This is a genomic window from Aeromonas sp. PI_26 (genome assembly GCF_027854445.1).
Taxonomy (GTDB): Bacteria; Pseudomonadota; Gammaproteobacteria; order Enterobacterales; family Aeromonadaceae; genus Aeromonas; species Aeromonas veronii.
In genome coordinates, this window is the sequence record NZ_JAJNOE010000031.1 from 1 (window position 1) to 15,760 (window position 15,760).

Genomic DNA, 15,760 nt, shown 5'->3' on the forward strand with positions numbered 1-15,760 from the left:
GACCGTCACTGCAACTAACGATGCTCCCATGCTGACTGTCTCGGATCTGCGCATATCCGAGGAGGGATTACCGGGATCCAATCCAGACAATTCACCCAATCCCGGCGATATTACCGATAGCACCTCGACCCATGCGACGGCAAGTGTGACAGATATCGACAGCAATACCTTTACGTTCACTCTTTCTGCTCCATCTGGCCTGAGCTCTGGAGGGGTACCAGTTGTGTGGAGTGGTATAGGGTCTGCGACACTGGTGGGTTCAGCGGGAGGGATCCCAGTCATACAAGTATCTGTAGATCCGGTTGGTAAATATACCGTCACCTTGCTGGGGCCCATCGATCATGAATTTGGAGACAATAAGGAAGGACTGAAGACATTTACCTTCAACCTGTCAGCCAGTGATGGTGACTTGAGTGATACCAAGCAGGTCAGTGTTGTTATTGAAGACGATATGCCCGTGATCACAGGCATCGAAAGTCTGGAAGTGATGAATGTAGCCGACATCACTACCGGTGGATTGTTTGGCGTCTCTTTTGGTGCTGATGGCCCTCTGGGTACTGGTGGACTGAAACTGACTGGATGGCCTGATTTGGCAGGGATCACCGAAACCTTGTCGACTGATGGCAAGACTCTGGTAGCAACCATTGATGGTAGTGGGCAGCCACCTAAAGTGTTCTATACATTGACACTCAATGACGACAATACTTACAGCTTTGAACTGGTTACTCCCCAGCCAACCCAGACTTTCTCGATCGGGGCACAGTTCGGTGCTGGAGGGCCTGTTGAGACGAGCGGGGTTACTGCTGGCGGGATTGGTGTACTGTTCGATGGTCTGCTGTTCAATGGCAGCGTCAATAATCCTCAGGATCTGCCGGGGAGTGATGCAGATAATCTCAACCCGAACAACAATGGTTTCGGGATTAAGAACGGCAACCTGGACAATAACGAAGGGTTCAAGGTATCCACGACTGCAGCCGTTGATGGGCTCTCTTTCAACGTCTACGGGGTTGGCAACACCAATACCAGCACCATACAGTGGGTGGCTTATGCTGCCGATGGCGTGACCGTCGTCGATTCCGGAGAGCTTGTTCTGTCAGGACTCAAAGGGTCGATGCAGTTGGCCAGCATAGAACCCGATGGGGAGTTCAGCCAGCTTTATGTCCGCTTTGTGCTGAATGGCAATGACTCAGTGAGGATCGAGAATTTCGGAGTGATCGACAAGATCACGCCTCCTGATATTGACCTTGATTTCAGTGCTACCTTGACTGATGCCGATGGAGATAAAGCCAGCGCCAACTTTACCGTATCGGTCAAGAGCAATGAGCCTCCCGTCGCGTCCAATATTCTGGTTGTGGGTAGCAACACCTCGGATACCCCCGACACTACCGGGACCCCCGGCACGGATGATGATCACAAGGTGCCCAACTCCAACGGTAGTGTGGATGGTCTGGTTGCAGGCGGTGCTGGTCACGATATTGTGGTGGGGGACATCGGCGGCACCAGTACCAATTTCATCCCGGGTGAGAATTACAATATTGCCTTGGTGGTCGATGTGTCTGGCAGTATGGCTGGATCACGACTGAGTATGCTCAAGGCCTCCCTGACCCATTTGGCGAACCAGTTGAAAGATCATGATGGTGAGATCAATATCACCTTGATTGGTTTTGCGGCGAATGCCAGCGAGAGTGTGACAATAGTAGGGCTTGATGCCAGTAATGTGAGCAACCTGACCAATGCCATTGATGCACTGGTTGCCAATGGTGGCACCAACTATGAAGCCGCGTTCAATCAGGCCGTGCAGTGGTTCAATGATGGTAGCAAGGCTGCTCCCGGTTACCAGAACCTGACATTCTTTGTCACGGATGGTAACCCGACTTACTACCTCAATGACAGCAATCAGGTCGCTGGACCAGGCAACAGCACCACATTTGAGGTGATCAAGGAGTCGGTGGATGCTTTTGTTTCACTCAGTGCCATCAGCCAGGTCAATGCAATCGGGGTGACCAATGATGTTAACAAGGATTTGTTGAAGTTCTTTGATAACACGACTGAAACGGCAGATCAGTTTTACTCGGCAGGCAGCTTCCTTGACTTGGCCACATTTGGTAGTGGTAGCGGCATAAATGCCGCCTCGGGATGGGTGCTCAGTGGTGATGCTCAGGGATCGCATACCGTTACAAATGGAAGCTTGCGGATCCGGGATGATCGAACCGGTTCTGATTCTGACAGGACAATATTGGCGCTCGCCGTGGCCAATGCCATCCAGGTTTCTGCGGCACAAGCCGGAGCAAGTCTGCAGTTCCAGTATGCCTTGAATGGTGTTAATAGCAGCGACAGCTTCACCTGGAAGTTGGTGAAACTCGAGGGTGGCGTCTGGGATATGCTCAATCCAGTGCAAACGGGCACCATTACTGGCGTTAGTTCATCTGTTTTGACGGCTTACAGCACTATCACAACCGATGGACTGCCTGTCGGGCAATACGGGTTTGTGTTCGAACTGCTCGACAGCTCCAATGACCGGAATGCTGAGGTACGGATAGACAATATCCGGATCGAGCAGGGTTTCAATGCCCTGATCGGCGATGCCCAGATTGTGACCAGTGCCGAGCAGTTGACGGCAGCCCTGACCGAGGGGGATCAGATTACCGTGTTGCTGGGGGCCGGCAATGACGTGGCCGATGGTGGTGTTGGCAATGACATCCTGTTTGGCGATGTACTCAATACCGATACGCTGGCCAGCGAGTTGGGACTGGATCTGCCCCAAGGTTCTGGTTGGCTGGTATTTGAAACGCTGGAGTCCAGTCATGGGTGGACACGTGAACAGACGGTGGATTACATCCGGACCCATATTACTGAGCTGAGTGGGGAGAGTAGCCGCAGTGGTGGTAATGACACCCTATATGGTGGCAGTGGCAACGATATCCTTTTTGGCCAGGAAGGGAACGACACCCTTGTTGGAGGTGTCGGTGATGATTATCTGGATGGTGGTTCTGGTAGCGATATACTCACGGGCGACCTTGGTAAGGACATTCTGATCGGCGGCCTTGGCAGCGATACCATGACCGGTGGTGGGGAGAGTGACACCTTCAAGTGGCTGGCGGGGGATGCGGACGGCAGTATCGATACCATTACTGATTTCACTTTAGGTGATACCAACAATGGTGGAGATGTACTGGATCTCTCGGATCTGCTGGTCGGCGTACCTGCAGTGGGGAACAACGAGGATCTGGCAGCCGTGCTGGACAACTATCTGCAGTTCAACACGACGACCAAGACGTTGACGATAGATCCTGCCGGGGCCGGTGGGAGCCCGGAACTGACCATCCAGTTCCAGAACTCACTCGACCTCGCCTCACTGGGCTCCAATCAGGAGATCATCAAGCACTTGCTGGATGACGGTAACTTGAAGGTTGATCCGTAACCCTCTCTCGGGGCCGGGCTTGCCTGGCCCCTGTTTTTTCTTTAGGTGGATGGATAAGATAGCGGCCGTAGAAGAGAGGGTAATCATGCAGTCATTCAACTGGGTCGACATTGATGGCATCCGTTATAGCTGGGATGGACAGGGCAACATTACCTGCGCAGGTCAGTTTGGCTATCAGGCCTCGATCGCCGGTGATCGGCTGGATGGGATGGAGATAGAGAATGAGGCCGGTGATGTCGCGGGCTCGCTCTATGTTGACTTTGCTGCAGCCTCTATCACCTATGTGCCTGTTTTGGATACCGAGTCTGCCCATAACATGATTCTGGTTGGCCATGAGCAGGGTCAGCAGGAGTATCCACTGGTCAGTTTTCACCCTCCGTTGTTGCAAAATTTGCTTGGGCCGTCTGATACCATCCCTTGGTCTGCGATGGAGGAGGCAATTGGTGGCACCGATCTCGGACAGGCGGTGCAAGGACATGTTCTGTCGTGGGACTCGTTCCATTTCGATGATGAGGTGCAGGTCTGCGGTGCGACATCGTCACAAGATAAGGTAGAGCAGAGCCCAGATGTCTGCAGCGTGGTCACCATCAGTCTCGATCTGACCAATCAGATACTGGATCAGTTCCCCCCCTCGCATGATATATGAATCCCGTAACTGCACGGGCATAATGACCTCAATCTTTCCGATTGAGGTTTTTTTCTATGTGGCGTCCCCTTCTTACTCTTTCTGCTCTGGTTGTCAGTGCTCCGCTGCTGGCGATTGAAGTGCCGCAAGCGCCCCATCTGGTGGTGAGTGGTTATGCCGAGCAGAAGACCGAACCCGATATGCTCACCCTCAATGTGGCGGTGAGTGCACTGGATAAGCAGGGCCTCAAGGCCAAGCAGCAGGTCGATACCAAGGTCGCAGCCTTTTTCAGCCAACTGGAAGGGCTGGGGATCAAGCGCAGCGATGTTGAGGCTGGCAACCTGATGGTCTCTCCGGAATATCAGTATGGCGAGAACAAAAAGCCGGTATTGCTGGGATACCGTGCCCAGCGGCAATTGGCGGTCAAACTCTATCAACTGGATAAATTGAGCCCCCTGATGGATACCGCCCTCAAAGCTGGGCTGGAGTCCGTATCACAGATTGAGTACGGGTTGAAGTCGCCGCAGGTCATCAAGGAGCAGGCCCGTTTGAATGCAGTTGAGGATGCCAAAACCAAGGCTGAATCTCTGGCCAAGGCGTTCGGGATGAAGCTTGGCAAGGTATACAGTGTGGAGTACCGTAATGCTTCGCCCATTACCGCCTACAGCCGCAACCTGAAGGTGGTGCAGGCCATGGCGATGGCTGCACCTGCGGCGGATATGGCGGACAACAGCTATCAACAACAGCAGATCACGGTAAGTGATAATATCGAGGCTGTTTTCTTGCTGGAGTGATGCCCGTCGTTTAAGTCCAGTCATGAACAACCCCGCCATTTGCTGCGGGGTTTTTATTGCGCATCGATGCAGATATAAAAAAGCCGACGCTCGTGTTTACTTCATCGGGCGTCGGCTTTTTGTTGCGCTGGGTTTATCAGGCGGTCACAGCATCAGCCTTGGTCGCTTCAGGAGCAGGGTTGCGGATGAGGTAATCAAACGCACCCAGTGCAGCGGTGGCGCCAGCACCCATGGAGATGATGATCTGCTTGAACGGTACCGTGGTGGCATCTCCTGCGGCGTAGACGCCGGGCAGGGAGGTCGCCCCTTTGGTATCGATCTCGATCTCGCCAAAGCGGGTCATGGCAATCTCGCTCCCTTTCAGGAACTCGGTGTTCGGTACCAGGCCGATCTGGACGAAGATGCCCGCTACCGCCAGGTGTTTGATCTCACCTGTGGTGCGATCTTCGTAGTCCATACCGACCACCTTACTACCATCACCGATCACTTCGGTGGTGCGGGCGCTCATGATGATGTCGATATTGCCCATGGAGCGAGCCTTCTTCTGCAGCACTTCATCGGCACGCAGGGTGTCGGCGAACTCCACCACAGTCACATGCTCGACGATGCCAGCCAGATCGATGGCCGCCTCGATGCCGGAGTTACCACCCCCGATCACCGCAACCCGTTTGCCCTTAAAGAAGGGGCCATCGCAGTGCGGGCAGTAGGCCACGCCCTTGGTGCGGTACTCGAGTTCGCCCGGCACGTTCAGGTCGCGCCAGCGGGCACCGGTCGCCAGGATCACGGCACGGCTCTTCAAGGTGGCGCCAGAGGCGAGATCCACGTTCACATACCCATCTTTGCTGATGGCGGCGGCACGCTGTTCGGTGATCACTTCCACGCCGTACTGTTTGACGTGCTGCTCCAGGCTGGCGGCCAGCTTGGGGCCTTCGGTATAGGGCACGGAGATAAAGTTCTCGATGCCGACGGTGTCCATCACCTGACCACCGAAACGCTCGGCAACGATGGCGGTGCGAATGCCTTTACGAGCGGCATAGATAGCCGCTGCGGCGCCAGCCGGGCCACCGCCCACCACCAGTACGTCGTAGGGAGCTTTCTCATTCAGCTCGGCGGCCTTGCGCTCGGCAGCACCTGTATCGAGTTTGGCGACGATCTCTTCCAGCGAGATACGGCCCTGGCTGAACGGTTGGCCGTTCAGGTAGACATTCGGTACCGCCATGATTTGACGCTCGGTAACCTCTTCCTGGAACAGGGCGCCATCGATCATGGTGTGAGTGATGCCGGGATTCAGGGTCGCCATCAGGTTGAGGGCCTGTACTACGTCCGGGCAGTTGTGGCAGGAGAGGGAGATATAGGTCTCGAAGTGGAACTCACCCTTGAGATTGCGGATCTGCTCCTGCACGGCCGCATCGGCCTTGGAGGGGTGGCCGCCGCTTTGCAGCAGGGCGAGCACCAGAGAGGTAAATTCATGACCCATGGGGATGCCGGCAAAGTGAACGCGCGGGGCTTGGCCCTGCGGCGCGACACTCATGGAAGGCTTGCGAGCGGCAGTGCCAGAGGTCTGGGTGATCTTGGGGGACATCTCGGCGATCTCGCTGGCCAGTGCCAGCAGCTCTGCAGATTTGTCGCTGTCGTTGCCGGACACGCTGATCTCGATGGGATTGACGATGTACTGCAGATAGGTGTTCAGCTGTTGTTTGAGGTTGGTATCCAACATGGTCGAATTCCTTCTTGTAATGGCGAGTTGGCATTAAATGTGAGTCGGTCTGCTTTCAGGCCTATTTGGAAATGCCGGAAAGCAGACCGGCCCTTATGCGGGCCGGTCTTGGAAGCGGGAGGCTTAGATCTTGCCTACCAGGTCCAGGGACGGGGCCAGAGTGGCTTCGCCTTCTTTCCATTTAGCCGGGCACACTTCACCCGGGTGGGAGGCAACGTACTGGGCGGCTTTGACTTTGCGCAGCAGTTCCAGTGCGTCACGGCCGATGCCGCCAGCGTTGATCTCGACGATCTGGATGATGCCCTGCGGGTCAATCACGAAGGTACCGCGGTCAGCCAGACCAGCTTCTTCGATCATCACGCCGAAGTTGCGGGTGATGGTACCAGTCGGGTCACCAATCATCGGGTACTGGATCTTCTGAATGGTGTCAGAAGTGTCGTGCCATGCTTTGTGAGTGAAGTGGGTATCGGTAGAGACAGAGTAGATCTCAACGCCCAGCTTCTGGAATTCAGCGTAGTTGTCAGCCAGGTCGCCCAGCTCGGTCGGGCAAACGAAGGTGAAGTCAGCCGGGTAGAAGAAGACCACGGACCACTTGCCTTTCAGGTCAGCGTCAGACACCTGAACGAATTTGCCATTGTGGTAGGCGGTAGCATTGAACGGCTTGATTTCAGTGTTGATGTAGGTAGACATGTAATTGCTCCTTGGTGATGTACATATGCCGGTCTGGTGTTGAAGAGTCTTGCCAGACGAGGCGCTTAACTTTCGATGAATTCATCATAGGGGCTTCCGTTAATCGATAAAAGCCGCAATTTTGAATCGCTTAAATCTACTTATTAGATAGCTCACTATGGCTGTACCTAACATGAATATCTCTGACCTACTGAGATAACTCCTTGTCGTGGTTCAATATCTGTGCGCTACATCGCCTTTTCAAGGCATAAGAAGGGGTGTGCAGAGTCACGATGACGCGATGAGATAAACGGTGGTGCAAACAGGTGGCGCAGGAGGTTGAGGCTGCTGCTTGCAGCGATGGGGATGTGCTGGCAAGGGGGAGAGCAGAAAACGCGGATAAAAAAATCCCGGCGCTATCGCAACGACAGGGCCGGGTCATCAAACAAGGAATGGCTATATAAACAAATGCTTTACAGCAAAGACTAACTACGGGGTGTGCAAACTTGCAGACATATGAGAGGAAGATAATGGGTGCACAATCCCTCGTCTCCCCCTCGGCAACTATTGCATGAGAGGGATGATAGTGTGACGCAGATCACAAGGCAAGCATTTGGTGTAATTTTTCAATCAAAATGAAAGTGTTTCATCATTTCAGCTTATTTTGACGGCTGAAAACGCTTTTATTGTAATTTAATTACAGCTGAATCTGTCAAAAGTCGGTAGGTGGTTCCTGCTCTTCCATCAATTCCAGCAGGTTGATGGCCACGGAAATAAAGTCCGACTCGGTGACAATGCCGATCAGCTTGCGTCCTTTGAGGACCGGCAGGCAGCCATATCTGTGCCGCTGCAGGTAAAGTGCCGCCTCCTTGATGCCGGCGTGAGGATCTACGCTCGCCACTTGCCGTGTCATGATCTCGTCGAGTTGCACGCTGTCGGTAAATTCGGCTTCCCGCTCCGGGCTGATGAGCAGCAGCTTGGATTCCCGGGTGGCCAGGATATCGGTGAGGGTTACCAACCCCAGCAGGTGATGCTGCTCGTCGACGATGGGAATGTGGCGGATCCGCTCCTGCTGCATCAGGTCCATCGCCTGTTTGACACTGTTTGACGGACCCAGGGTAAAGGGATGTTCGGTCATGATTTCGGATAGGGTCATCATGGTGGGCCTCCTTGTGTATCTGCTTTCACCCTAGCCCAGCCCCAACTGGCAAAACATGATCAGGGTCAATACAGAACATTAAAGAATCATTAACCGGAGGTGTGTCTCAATATTGCTCGCTACCCCTTGTCTCTCTTGGGTTTTTGGTCTTTTGGGTTGCCTTGGAAGATGGGGATAACTAGACTAGCCGCCGATTCCCCCCGAGGTGAAAGATGCAAGTATCCGATTTTCATTTTGATCTGCCAGACGAGCTGATTGCCCGCTATCCGATGGCAGAGCGTACCGCCAGCCGCCTGTTGCAGCTCGATGGTCAAACTGGCGCCCTGCGCCACGGTCAATTTGTGGATGTGCTGGATCAGCTCAATCCGGGTGACCTGCTGGTATTCAACAACACCCGTGTCATTCCGGCACGCATGTTTGGCCAGAAGGCCAGCGGCGGCAAGCTGGAGGTACTGGTCGAGCGCATTCTGGACGAGCACTGCGTGCTGGCACATGTCCGGGCCTCCAAGGCGCCCAAGCCCGGCACCCGGATGATCATGGATGGTGGTGTGGAGGCAGAGATGCGTGCCCGCCACGACGCTCTGTTCGAGATCCACTTCCTAGACCCGCGTCCGGTGCTGGAGATTTTGGAGGCCATCGGCCACATGCCGCTGCCCCCCTATATCGACCGTCCCGACGAGGATGCCGACAAGGAGCGCTACCAGACCGTTTACAATCAAAAGCCGGGCGCCGTCGCGGCGCCGACCGCCGGTCTGCACTTTGATGAGCCGCTGCTTGAGAAAATTCGGGCCAAAGGGGTTGAAACGGCCTTCGTCACCCTGCATGTAGGGGCGGGGACCTTCCAGCCGGTGCGGGTTGAGAAGATTGAAGATCACCACATGCATTCCGAGTATGCGGAAGTGCCGCAAGAGGTGGTAGATGCCATCGCGGCCACCCGTGCCCGTGGTGGTCGGGTGATTGCGGTAGGTACCACATCGGTGCGTTCGCTGGAGAGCGCGGCCAAGGTCACCCTGGCACAGGGCAAACCGCTGGCGCCCTTCTTTAGTGACACCGATATCTTCATCTTCCCTGGCTACCAGTTCCAGATTGTCGATGCCATGGTCACCAACTTCCATCTGCCGGAGTCGACCCTGATCATGCTGGTCAGCGCCTTCGCCGGTTATGACAACGTGATGGCGGCCTATCAGGCAGCTGTGGCCGGTCAGTACCGTTTCTTCAGCTACGGGGACGCCATGTTCGTCACCCGTCGCCAGGTTGAAGCATAAGCTTCAGCTTATTTACCGGGCCGTGAGCGGCCCTCCTATTGTCAGACTGTTTATCTGACGCAGCCGAGGTAGCAATGAAATTTGAACTGAAAACCACCGACGGCCGTGCCCGTCGCGGTCAACTGGTCTTCGAACGTGGTGTGGTACAAACGCCGGCCTTTATGCCGGTCGGGACGTACGGCACCGTCAAGGGGATGACCCCGGAAGAAGTGCGTGAAACCGGCGCCCAGATCCTGCTGGGTAACACCTTCCACCTCTGGCTGCGTCCGGGTCAGGAAGTGATGCGTGCCCACGGCGATCTGCATGACTTCATGAATTGGCAGGGCCCGATCCTGACCGACTCCGGTGGTTTCCAGGTGTTCAGCCTGGGCCATATTCGCAAGATCACCGAAGCGGGCGTCCACTTCCGTCACCCCATCAATGGCGAGAAGATCTTCCTCGACCCCGAGAAGTCCATGGAGATCCAGTACGATCTGGGCTCCGACATCGTGATGATATTCGACGAGTGCACCCCGTACCCGGCCACTTATGAAGAAGCGCGCAAGTCCATGGAGATGTCCCTGCGCTGGGGCAAGCGTTCCCGCGACAAGTTTGATGCGCTGGGTAACAAGAACGCCCTGTTCGGCATCATTCAGGGCTCGGTCTACGAAGATCTGCGGGATGTCTCCCTCAAGGGGCTGCTGGAGATCGGTTTCGACGGTTATGCGGTCGGTGGTCTGGCAGTGGGTGAACCCAAAGAGGACATGCACCGCATCCTCGAGCACGTCTGTCCGAAAATTCCGGCCGACAAGCCGCGTTACCTGATGGGTGTCGGCAAGCCGGAAGATCTGGTGGAAGGGGTGCGCCGCGGTATCGACATGTTCGACTGCGTCATGCCGACCCGCAACGCCCGCAACGGCCACCTGTTCACCACCGATGGTGTGGTGAAGATCCGCAACGCCCAACATCGCAACGACACCAGTACCCTGGATGCCGAGTGCGATTGCTACACCTGCAAGAACTACAGCCGCAGCTACCTGCACCATCTGGACAAGTGCAACGAGATCCTCGGTGCCCGTCTGAATACGATTCATAACCTGCGTTATTACCAGCGTGTGATGCAGGGTTTGCGGGACGCGATCGAGCAGGGTAAATTAGACGACTTTGTAACAGAGTTTTACCGTCGGCAAGGGAAGCCTGTGCCTCCGCTAGCTGAAAATGACGTTAAATAACAACAACATATAATTTTGTTTTTTTATCTACATCAATAAGAGGTTGTTAAATGAGCATTATCTCCAAGGCGTATGCAGAAGGCGCAGCACCGGGTGCACAGGGTGGTGGTATGGAAATGATCATCATGCTGGCCGTATTCGGCCTGATCTTCTACTTCATGATCTATCGTCCCCAGGCCAAACGTGCCAAGGATCACCGCAATCTGATGAGCTCCTTGTCCAAGGGTGATGAAGTGCTCACTTCCGGTGGCCTGGTTGGCAAAATTGCCAAAGTGGCTGCAGACAGCGATTACCTGGTGATCGCCCTGAACGACCAGACTCAAGTCACCATCAAAAAGGACTTCGTCTCTGCCGTTCTGCCCAAGGGTTCTATCCAGTCCCTTTAATCTCCCAAGGAGCACAGCGTGTTGAATCGCTATCCGCTGTGGAAATACCTGATGGTGATCCTGGTGATCGCCATCGGTTTTCTATATGCAGCCCCCAATCTTTACGGCGAAGATCCGGCTTTGCAGGTTTCTGCCAGCCGTGGTGCCGAAGTCAAGCTAGATACTCTTGATCTGGTGAAAGAGACCCTTGAAGCGGCCAAGATCCCGGTCAAACATGCTGCATTCGAGCACGGTTTTATCCTGATCCGTTTCAAGAACACCGAAGACCAGCTGAAGGCGCGCGATATCGTTGCCAACAAGCTGGGCGACAACTTCATTACCGCACTCAACCTGGCACCTTCCACTCCCGCCTGGCTCGAAGCCATCGGTGCGGCGCCTCTGAAGCTGGGTCTTGATCTGCGCGGTGGTGTGCACTTCCTGATGGAAGTGGACATGGCCGAAGCACTGACCAAGCAGCAAGAGCAGATGGTGCAGGATTTCCGCTCCGAGCTGCGCACCCAGAAGATCCGTTATTCCGGCGTGCGCCGGGTCGGAGATCAGGTGCAGGTGATCTTCCGTGACGAAGCCGATCAGGAACGCGCCGTTTCTCATCTGCGTCGTCAGAACCCTGATTTGACTTTCACTACCGAGCAGAAAGGGGATGAGTTCATCCTGCTGGCTGGTCTGAGCGAAGCCAAGATCAAGGAAGTGAAGAAGTACGCCCTCGAGCAGAACATCACCATCATCCGTAACCGGGTCAACGAACTGGGTGTGGCCGAGCCGCTGGTACAACAGCAAGGCGCCGAGCGCATTGTCGTTGAACTGCCCGGTATTCAGGATACTGCTCGCGCCAAGGAGATCCTGGGGGCAACCGCTACCCTGGAATTCCACATGGTCGATGAGACTGCCGACATCCAGGCTGCGGCCGATGGCCGTGTCCCGCCCAGCTCCAAGGTCTACAACGATCGCAATGGTCGTCCCGTGGTACTGCACAAGCGAGTGATCCTGACCGGTGACCACATCGTGGGTGCCCAGTCCGGTTTCGACGAGTACAGCCGTCCCCAGGTCAACATCAAGCTGGATGGCCAGGGTGGCAACAAGATGGCCAACTTTACCAAGGACAACGTCGGTAAAGGGATGGCGACCGTCTTCATCGAGTACAAGCCGGTCGGTCAACCGGGCCCGGATGGCAAGCGCAAGTTCCGCAAGCAGGAGGAGGTGATCAACGTCGCCACCATCCAGTCGCGTCTTGGCAGCCAGTTCCGTATCACAGGTATCGACAACGCCAACGAAGCCCACAACCTGGCGCTGCTGCTGCGTGCCGGTGCCCTGATCGCCCCGATCCAGATCGTGGAAGAGCGCACCATTGGCCCGAGCCTGGGTCAACAGAACATCGACAGCGGTATGGAAGCCATCGGCTGGGCCATGCTGGTGATTGTGCTGTTCATGGGGATCTACTACCGCGCGTTCGGCTGGGTTGCCAACCTGGCGCTCTGTATGAACCTGGTGTTGATTGTCGGCATCATGTCGATGATCCCGGGTGCCACCATGACATTGCCGGGTATCGCCGGTATCGTCTTGACGCTGGGTATGGCGGTGGATGCTAACGTACTGATCTACGAGCGTATTCGTGAAGAGATCCGCAACGGTCGTGGTGTTCAGCAAGCCATCCATCTGGGCTTTGATCGAGCATTCTCCACCATCGCCGACTCCAACGTGACCTCGCTGATCACCTGTGTGATCCTGTTCGGTATCGGCACCGGCGCCATCAAGGGCTTTGCCCTGACGCTGGGCATTGGTCTGACCGCCTCCATGTTTACTGCCATCACAGTTTCCCGTGCCATTATCAACCTGGCTTGGGGTGGACGGCGTATCGACAAGCTGCCCATCTGAGGATAGAGAAATGTTTCAGATTCTACATTTTGAAAAACCGATCCCGTTTATGCGTTATGCCAAGCCGGGTGTGGTTTTCTCTTCCGTGCTGATGGTGGTAGCCCTGTTCTTCCTGTTTGATCGGGGGCTGAACTGGGGTCTGGACTTTACCGGTGGTACCACCATCGAGGTGGGGTTCCAGCAGTCGGTGAGCCTGGACAAGATCCATGACGCTCTGGAAGAGCAGAAGATTGAAGGGGCAACCCTGCAACACTTTGGCTCCAGCCGTGACGTGCTGTTCCGCCTGACCCCGAAAGAGGGGGTCAAGGTAGAACAACAGGGTAACGAAGTGCTGGCGGCGGCCAAGCAGCTCGACGAGGGCGCTGTGCTCAAACGCGTCGAGTTCGTCGGCCCCTCCGTGGGGGATGAACTGGCGACCGACGGTGCGCTGGCCATGCTGGCCTCCATCCTCTGTATCCTGGCCTACGTGGCAGTGCGTTTCGAATGGCGTCTGGCGCTGGGGGGGATTCTCTCCCTGGTGCACGACGTGGTGATCACGCTGGGTGTCTTTGCCTACTTCCAGTACGAGTTCGACCTGACCGTACTGGCGGCACTGATGACACTGGTGGGTTACTCCCTGAACGATACTATCGTGGTGTTCGACCGCTTGCGGGAGAACTTCCGCAAGGTGCGTAAAGGGGATACCGAGTACATTCTGGATCTCTCCATGACCGAGACCCTGAGTCGTACCATCATCACCTCTGGCCTTACCTTTATCGTGGTGCTGGCGCTGCTGCTCAAGGGCGGTGCGCTGATCCACGGTTTTGCCGTGGCCATGGTGATCGGTGTGGCGTTCGGTACCTACTCCTCCATCTATGTGGCGAGTGCGTTTGCCATGTTCCTCGGCGTCAAGCGCGAGCACATGCTGCCAACCCAGGTAGAGAAAGAGGGGGCGGACCAACAGGAAATCCTGCCGTAACAGTGAAGAGCGCCTCATGGCGCTCTTTTCTTATCTCTGCGTGTCGTTTGCTGACGCACATGATTTAAACAACAGGAGTTTGTCATGCATCACAATCCCCGTTTTTTGGCGCTGGTTGACGGGATCCGCTCCCGCATCACCGAAACCGATGTTCACCAGATCAAGCGCTGGCAGGATGAAGGGCGCACGTTTCACCTGATCGACGTGCGGGAAGAGAGCGAGTGGGCCAAAGGCCATCTGCCCGGTGCCCGATATCTGGGTCGTGGCGTGATTGAGCGGGATATCGAGACCCAGTTCCCGGATCTTGAGACCGAGCTCTACCTCTATTGTGGTGGTGGTTTTCGCTCCATTCTGGCTGCGGACAACCTGCAACAGATGGGTTATCGCAAGGTGATCAGCGTCGACGGCGGCTTTCGCGGTTGGTGCGATGCCGGATACCCTGTCGAATCCTGATTTATTTGAGGTAGAGGGGCACAGCTACATGACAAAGCGGCAGTTGACCTTTACCATATGCGGGGTCAAGCGTAAGCGTCGGAGTGTTCATTGAACGTCAGGAAAGGGATTGGATACCTCCTCGGTATCCTGTTGTTGCTTCCCATGTGGGGTTGCAGCAGTAGCAGTCAGGTTAACACCCCCAAGGTTCCCAAGCCGCAGCCTGCTTCACTGGTGTTGGCGACCCCCCTGCAGGTCTCCTACCAGAGTGAGCTGGCGCTCGCCAGACTCGGGCAGATGCTCAGTGAAATGGAACTGACCACCGAGCAACGGGCAGAGTTGTTCTATGAGCGTGCCGTGGTGTTTGATCGGGTTGGTCTGCGTTCCCTCGCGCGGCTCGATTTCAACCGTGCCCTGCGGGAGAAGCCGGATTTCGCCGAAGCCTACAACTTCATCGGCGTCTATCTGGTACAGCAGCAGAATTACGACGAAGCCTATGATGCGTTCGATTCCGCCCTCGAACTGGCGCCGGACTATGACTATGCCTATCTCAACCGTGGCATCGCCCTCTATTACGGTAACCGTCCCGAGCTGGCCGCGGCCGATATGAAGCGTTTCTACGAGGCGCAGCCGGAAGACCCCTATCGGGTGATCTGGCTCTATCTGGCTGAGCAGAAACTCGACCCGTCGGCCGCCATGAGCCGGATGCGCGAGCGTCTCAACAAGTACGATGACGACGCCTGGAACTGGGATCTGGTTCGCCTCTATACCGGCGAGATCAACGCTTCCCAGCTGATGGGCAACGTGGTGAAAGGGGTGAAGGATAACCGGGAGCTTGCCGAGCGCCTGTGTGAAACCTACTTCTATCTGGGCAAGTTCGAGCTGGGCAAAGGCAACCGCAAGGAGGCCATCAGCTACTTCAAGCTGGCCTTATCCAACAACGTCTATGACTTTATCGAGCACCGCTATGCGCTGTTGGAGCTGGAGTTGATGGCGCGCAAACCCTTGCCGCCAGGTGCCCAGAGCGCTCGTAACAAGGGTGATCAGCCCTCCTGATCTACTGCCAGATAGTGGTAAAAAAGGCCTCGCGATGAGGCCTTTTTGTTGGGCGTGTCCCGTCCTGAATATGGTTTACACCTTTCCCCCCAATAAATGGAGAGCCCGATGGGACAAGGTGTGAAACGGACGCAGCGCGATTACTCGCTGACTTTTAAACTGGCACTGGTCGAGCAGATTGAAAAAGGCGAGCTC

13 protein-coding genes are annotated in these 15,760 nt (G+C 55.6%); 10 read left to right on the forward strand and 3 right to left on the reverse strand.

The features are described from left to right. The first annotated feature begins 28 nt into the window (after positions 1-28). From LRL22_RS20300 to LRL22_RS20310, 3 genes are all read left to right on the forward strand, one after another. Positions 29-3,421: a VWA domain-containing protein gene (locus tag LRL22_RS20300; protein WP_270906244.1), complete on the forward strand. Its 3,393-nt coding sequence runs from the start codon at positions 29-31 to the stop codon at positions 3,419-3,421. An 85-nt stretch (positions 3,422-3,506) separates the two neighbouring features. Continuing rightward, positions 3,507-4,067 carry a hypothetical protein gene (locus LRL22_RS20305; RefSeq protein WP_042056172.1) on the forward strand — a complete coding sequence of 187 codons (561 nt, stop codon included), beginning with the start codon at positions 3,507-3,509 and terminating at the stop codon, positions 4,065-4,067. A 56-nt stretch (positions 4,068-4,123) separates the two neighbouring features. After that, on the forward strand, positions 4,124-4,840 hold the full coding sequence (locus tag LRL22_RS20310) for an SIMPL domain-containing protein (protein ID WP_005337338.1): 717 nt from the start codon (positions 4,124-4,126) through the stop codon (positions 4,838-4,840). 136 nt (positions 4,841-4,976) lie between these two features. Here the strand turns inward: LRL22_RS20310 and ahpF are convergent, their stop codons facing one another. The 3 genes from ahpF to LRL22_RS20325 form a co-directional block, all read right to left on the reverse strand. Then, on the reverse strand, positions 4,977-6,557 hold the full coding sequence (ahpF, locus tag LRL22_RS20315) for an alkyl hydroperoxide reductase subunit F (protein ID WP_270906245.1): 1,581 nt from the start codon (positions 6,555-6,557) through the stop codon (positions 4,977-4,979). Positions 6,558-6,680: 123 nt separating this feature from the next. Further along, positions 6,681-7,247 (reverse strand): alkyl hydroperoxide reductase subunit C, encoded by a 567-nt coding sequence (ahpC, locus tag LRL22_RS20320; protein WP_005337335.1) that lies wholly within the window; start codon positions 7,245-7,247, stop codon positions 6,681-6,683. 691 nt (positions 7,248-7,938) lie between these two features. After that, on the reverse strand, positions 7,939-8,385 hold the full coding sequence (locus LRL22_RS20325; protein WP_005337333.1) for a CBS domain-containing protein: 447 nt from the start codon (positions 8,383-8,385) through the stop codon (positions 7,939-7,941). A gap of 212 nt (positions 8,386-8,597) precedes the next feature. Here LRL22_RS20325 and queA point away from each other — a divergent pair, with 212 nt between their 5' ends. The 7 genes from queA to nlpI all read left to right on the forward strand — a co-directional run bounded on the left by queA (position 8,598) and on the right by nlpI (position 15,565). Then, positions 8,598-9,650 carry a tRNA preQ1(34) S-adenosylmethionine ribosyltransferase-isomerase QueA gene (gene queA, locus LRL22_RS20330; protein ID WP_270906246.1) on the forward strand — a complete coding sequence of 351 codons (1,053 nt, stop codon included), beginning with the start codon at positions 8,598-8,600 and terminating at the stop codon, positions 9,648-9,650. A gap of 74 nt (positions 9,651-9,724) precedes the next feature. Further along, positions 9,725-10,861, forward strand: a complete 1,137-nt coding sequence (gene tgt / locus LRL22_RS20335; RefSeq protein WP_005337329.1) for a tRNA guanosine(34) transglycosylase Tgt — start codon at positions 9,725-9,727, stop codon at positions 10,859-10,861. 50 nt (positions 10,862-10,911) lie between these two features. Continuing rightward, positions 10,912-11,247 (forward strand): preprotein translocase subunit YajC, encoded by a 336-nt coding sequence (gene yajC, locus LRL22_RS20340; RefSeq protein ID WP_005337327.1) that lies wholly within the window; start codon positions 10,912-10,914, stop codon positions 11,245-11,247. Positions 11,248-11,265: 18 nt separating this feature from the next. Continuing rightward, positions 11,266-13,119 carry a protein translocase subunit SecD gene (secD, locus tag LRL22_RS20345; protein WP_043823978.1) on the forward strand — a complete coding sequence of 618 codons (1,854 nt, stop codon included), beginning with the start codon at positions 11,266-11,268 and terminating at the stop codon, positions 13,117-13,119. Positions 13,120-13,129: 10 nt separating this feature from the next. Beyond that, the gene (gene secF, locus LRL22_RS20350; RefSeq protein ID WP_005337322.1) at positions 13,130-14,077 is read left to right on the forward strand and encodes a protein translocase subunit SecF; all 948 of its coding nucleotides are present in this window, start codon (positions 13,130-13,132) and stop codon (positions 14,075-14,077) included. Between the two features lie 84 nt (positions 14,078-14,161). Then, a complete protein-coding gene (locus tag LRL22_RS20355; RefSeq protein WP_019446086.1) occupies positions 14,162-14,530 on the forward strand; it encodes a rhodanese-like domain-containing protein in 369 nt (122 codons plus the stop codon). A gap of 90 nt (positions 14,531-14,620) precedes the next feature. After that, the gene (nlpI, locus tag LRL22_RS20360; protein WP_005351017.1) at positions 14,621-15,565 is read left to right on the forward strand and encodes a lipoprotein NlpI; all 945 of its coding nucleotides are present in this window, start codon (positions 14,621-14,623) and stop codon (positions 15,563-15,565) included. The last annotated feature ends 195 nt before the right edge of the window (positions 15,566-15,760 follow it).

Bases quoted from the DNA above. Each gene is read 5' to 3' on its own strand.
- LRL22_RS20325 (WP_005337333.1), bottom strand. From the start codon at position 8,385: ATGATGACCCTATCCGAAATCATGACCGAACATCCCTTTACCCTGGGT.
- LRL22_RS20355 (WP_019446086.1), top strand. From the start codon at position 14,162: ATGCATCACAATCCCCGTTTTTTGGCGCTGGTTGACGGGATCCGCTCC.
- ahpC (WP_005337335.1), bottom strand. From the start codon at position 7,247: ATGTCTACCTACATCAACACTGAAATCAAGCCGTTCAATGCTACCGCC.
- ahpF (WP_270906245.1), bottom strand. From the start codon at position 6,557: ATGTTGGATACCAACCTCAAACAACAGCTGAACACCTATCTGCAGTAC.
- yajC (WP_005337327.1), top strand. From the start codon at position 10,912: ATGAGCATTATCTCCAAGGCGTATGCAGAAGGCGCAGCACCGGGTGCA.
- LRL22_RS20300 (WP_270906244.1), top strand. From the start codon at position 29: ATGCTGACTGTCTCGGATCTGCGCATATCCGAGGAGGGATTACCGGGA.
- secF (WP_005337322.1), top strand. From the start codon at position 13,130: ATGTTTCAGATTCTACATTTTGAAAAACCGATCCCGTTTATGCGTTAT.
- LRL22_RS20310 (WP_005337338.1), top strand. From the start codon at position 4,124: ATGTGGCGTCCCCTTCTTACTCTTTCTGCTCTGGTTGTCAGTGCTCCG.
- tgt (WP_005337329.1), top strand. From the start codon at position 9,725: ATGAAATTTGAACTGAAAACCACCGACGGCCGTGCCCGTCGCGGTCAA.
- LRL22_RS20305 (WP_042056172.1), top strand. From the start codon at position 3,507: ATGCAGTCATTCAACTGGGTCGACATTGATGGCATCCGTTATAGCTGG.
- queA (WP_270906246.1), top strand. From the start codon at position 8,598: ATGCAAGTATCCGATTTTCATTTTGATCTGCCAGACGAGCTGATTGCC.